The sequence below is a fragment of the uncultured Ellagibacter sp. genome (assembly GCF_934636505.1).
Taxonomy (GTDB): Bacteria; Actinomycetota; Coriobacteriia; order Coriobacteriales; family Eggerthellaceae; genus Ellagibacter.
Window position 1 is genome coordinate 1 of the sequence record NZ_CAKUAL010000112.1, and the last position, 3,413, is coordinate 3,413.

3 protein-coding genes are annotated in these 3,413 nt (G+C 61.0%); all 3 read right to left on the minus strand.

The window, feature by feature from the left end:
* A partial coding sequence (locus Q0G18_RS09130; RefSeq protein ID WP_297152308.1) for a hypothetical protein occupies nucleotides 1-451 on the minus strand: 451 nt, incomplete at its 3' end.
* Between the two features lie 72 nt (nucleotides 452-523).
* Nucleotides 524-1,219, minus strand: a complete 696-nt coding sequence (locus tag Q0G18_RS09135) for a TetR/AcrR family transcriptional regulator (protein ID WP_297152311.1) — start codon at nucleotides 1,217-1,219, stop codon at nucleotides 524-526.
* Between the two features lie 246 nt (nucleotides 1,220-1,465).
* On the minus strand, nucleotides 1,466-3,413 hold a 1,948-nt coding region (locus Q0G18_RS09140), incomplete at its 5' end, for an RNB domain-containing ribonuclease (protein ID WP_297152315.1).

Genomic DNA, 3,413 nt, shown 5'->3' on the forward strand with positions numbered 1-3,413 from the left:
TCCGAATATATCCGCGACCTGAAATCCTACTAATCAAGCCAACCTTCTCTTCGTTGCACTTGATATACATGCCCGAAATCGAATGGCCATTACCGTCGATGTGCCAGCTTGCCTCGCCCATCGGGAGCCATTCGTTAGGCTGCGATGTTGTCGTAGCCCCCCGTTTCGAGAACGCGCCGCTCTTGTCGAACGTGCCGTCGTTCAAGACGATGTCGTTCGTGAGCTTCACATAGCAGCTGCCAAGCCCCGCCGCACGAGAGTTATCCGCCAGCAGCTTGAGCTCCGCGCCCGTGGATATGAGGTACGGGTCGTCCTCGCTTTTTCCGCCGCCCGTAAGGCTCGAGACGACGCTACCGTCCCAAACATCTGGGGTCGCCGCGTGGGCAATCGCCGGCAGCAGCGCGATACAGAGTATCGATGTGAGGAACATGATCAGGGTTTTCTTCTTCATGGGCGAACCTTTCTCATGAATGACGAACGTGGTCATGTCTGACGATCTGGCCGAGCCGTCCTCGGCGGGGCGTTACTCGGTTTCGGCTATAAGCGCTTCGAACCCCGCTTCAGCCTGCTGGATGGTTTTCTGGATGATGCCTTCCGCCATAGAATGCAAATCCATGCGGAGAATCGCTTCGATGATGCATTCGCGCTTCGCCTCGGACACGTCGTAGAGCTTGAGCGAGCAGTCGAGAAAGCGCCGGATCTTGGCTTCCACCGTGAAATACGGGTCGCACGGCACGGACATGAAGCCGCGCATGATGCTCCCGGACGCGATTTCCATCTCGAAGAAATCCTTGGGCTGCGCGTCGGGCAGATAGTCCGTGAAGATGACCTGCAGCCGCTTTGACGTGGTGCGATAAAGATAATCCGACGTCGTCGGCAGCGTATAGGCCATAACATAGAGCTCGCGCAAGGGCTCGGTCAGCTCCGCGATATGCAGCTGCAACGCCGTCTCCACCGCGTACATGAATATCGGTTCTTGTCCGTTGTTATGCTGTTCGGCCAGGTCGAACTGCCCGCCGAACATGCGGCGCACCAATTCGAGAAGAAGCGCTTCTTTGCTGGGGAAGACATGGAAGAAAGAGCTCTGCCTGATTCCCGCCGCTGCGGCGATCTCGGCGGTTGTGGTCTTGGCGTAGCCTTTCTCCAGAAAGAGCGCCACTGCCGCGCGCAGCACTTTCTGTTGGGTCAAAAGGCCGTTGGCCTGTTTCCCCCTCGCCACGTCATCACCTCCTTTTTGGGAAGCTCCTTGCTGGGAGTCCTCGTGTTTGGAGTCCACTTGCGATTGCAATTGCTATTTTGCATTGTTTTACGAGAGACCGCAAGAAAAAACTTCGGGAAATAGCAATGAGTGAGGAATATCTTCCCGAGATGCGCTGTGATAAGCAGGGCGCAGGCGAGGCCTTCGCAAGAGCATGCTTGCCGGCATCGCGGGAAAGAAGAAGGGCGCCGCTTTGGACGCCCTGGTCTATCGCTTTGAACCCTGCGCAAGCCGCAGGTCGATTTGGGGAACGCGGGGATCGACCGCGAAGAGGACCACGGCTATGCGCTGCCCGAGCCGGTAGCGCGCGCCCGTTTCCTCGCCCGTGAGCGTGTAGCGCGCCGCGTCAAAGCTGAAATAGTCGTCGCCAAGCGTGCGAACAGGGATGAAGCCCTCCGCCGTGTTCTCGAGCCGCGCGTACAGGCCGCCCTGTGAGACGCCTGACACGATGGCGGAAAACGACTGTCCCACGAACCGCTGCAGGTACTCCGCCAACTTGAGCTCCTCGGACTCGCGCTGCGCGTCGTCCGCCTCGCGCTCCATCCCCGACGAGTGCTCGCAGATCCAGCCGAGGTTCGTCGTCATCTGGTCGAACTTCTCGGGGCGCCCGAAGAGCTCGGCTTTCAGCATGCGGTGCACCATAAGGTCGGGATAGCGCCTGATGGGGCTTGTAAAATGGCAGTACGTCGCACTCGCAAGCCCATAGTGGCCGCAGTTCTTCTCGCGATAGACCGCGCGCTTCATCGAGCGCAGCACGAGCGACGACACAAGCTCGCCCTCGGCGCGCCCGCGCGATGCGGAAACCGCCTGCTGGAGCGCGTGCTGGCTCCCCGTGAAAAATCCCACGGGATCGATCTTTTCGAACCAGGGGAACTCCTCGAAGATGGGAACGAGCTGCGCAAGCCCCTCTAGGTCGGGCGCCTCGTGAACGCGGTAGACACAGGGGAACTTCGCCCGGGAAAGATGCTCGGCGACGACCTCGTTTGCCCAGATCATCATCTCCTCGACAAGCGACGTCGCGGTGTTCTTCCGGCGAAGCTCCACGCCCTGCGGCTTTCCCGCCTCATCGAGCTTGACGCGTGCCTCGGGCTGGTCGAAGTCGATGCCGCCCTTGCACTCGCGCTGCGCATGTCGAAGCGAGGCGAGGAGCGACAGCTGGCGAAGACGAGGTTGAATGAGGGTCTCCCGTTGTTCCCGAGAATGCGGGGCGTGCTCCGTGCTCAAACAGTCCTCGCTTCGCTGCGGAACTGCGCGCGGAGCACGCCCCGCATTCTCGGGGATTGCTGCTGGCTCAAACTCGCTCGCATTATCGCAACGGCTTCCCTGAGGCCCCTGAGGGCGTGGGGTATGCTCCGCGCGCAGTTCCGCACGAGCCAAACAGCCCAGTGGGCTGTTTGCGCGAGCAGGACTGTCTGAGCACGGAGTATGCTTCCCGCCCTCAAATGTCACAGGTTCGCCTTCCCCTTCGAGCATTTCGAATGCCTCACCGTATGTCAGGCGTGCGTTCGAGCAGATAATCGCAGGGTAGATCTCGTAGCGCACAAGCTGTGCCCGCTCACCGACATACAAATCGACCGTCATGGAGCGGCGAACCTCGCCCGGGGCGAGCGAGCACAGCCCGCACGAGAGCTCCTCGGGAATCATCGGGATCACCCGATCGACCAAATACACGCTCGTGGCACGGCGCCGCGCGGCCAGATCGAGCGCGCTCCCCCATTCCACGTAATGCGAGACATCGGCGATGTGCACGCCGACGCGCCAGAGCGAGCGGCCCTGGTCTTTCACCTGCTCGATGGAGAGCGCGTCATCGAAATCTCGCGCGTCATCAGGGTCGATGGTAAACACAAAACGCTCGCGCAAGTCGCGATAGCCCGACGCGAGCGCCCCGACCTCGTCAATCGAGGCACCACGTGCCTCCGCGAGCGCAGCGTCGGAGAACGCCGTCTCGAACTTATGGCGGACAACGACGGCATCAACCCCCTCGTCGAGCCCGTCGACATGTTCGAGCACTTCCTCGATATGCCCCGTCGCCGCTGAATTGCGGGAGGGGAACTGCGCGATACGAACGCGGACAATCGCGCCGTCTTCCACATCGGGGGCCTCGGAGAGCTGGGTGAAGATGTCGTAGGGGATATGCGGGTCGAGGGGCACGACG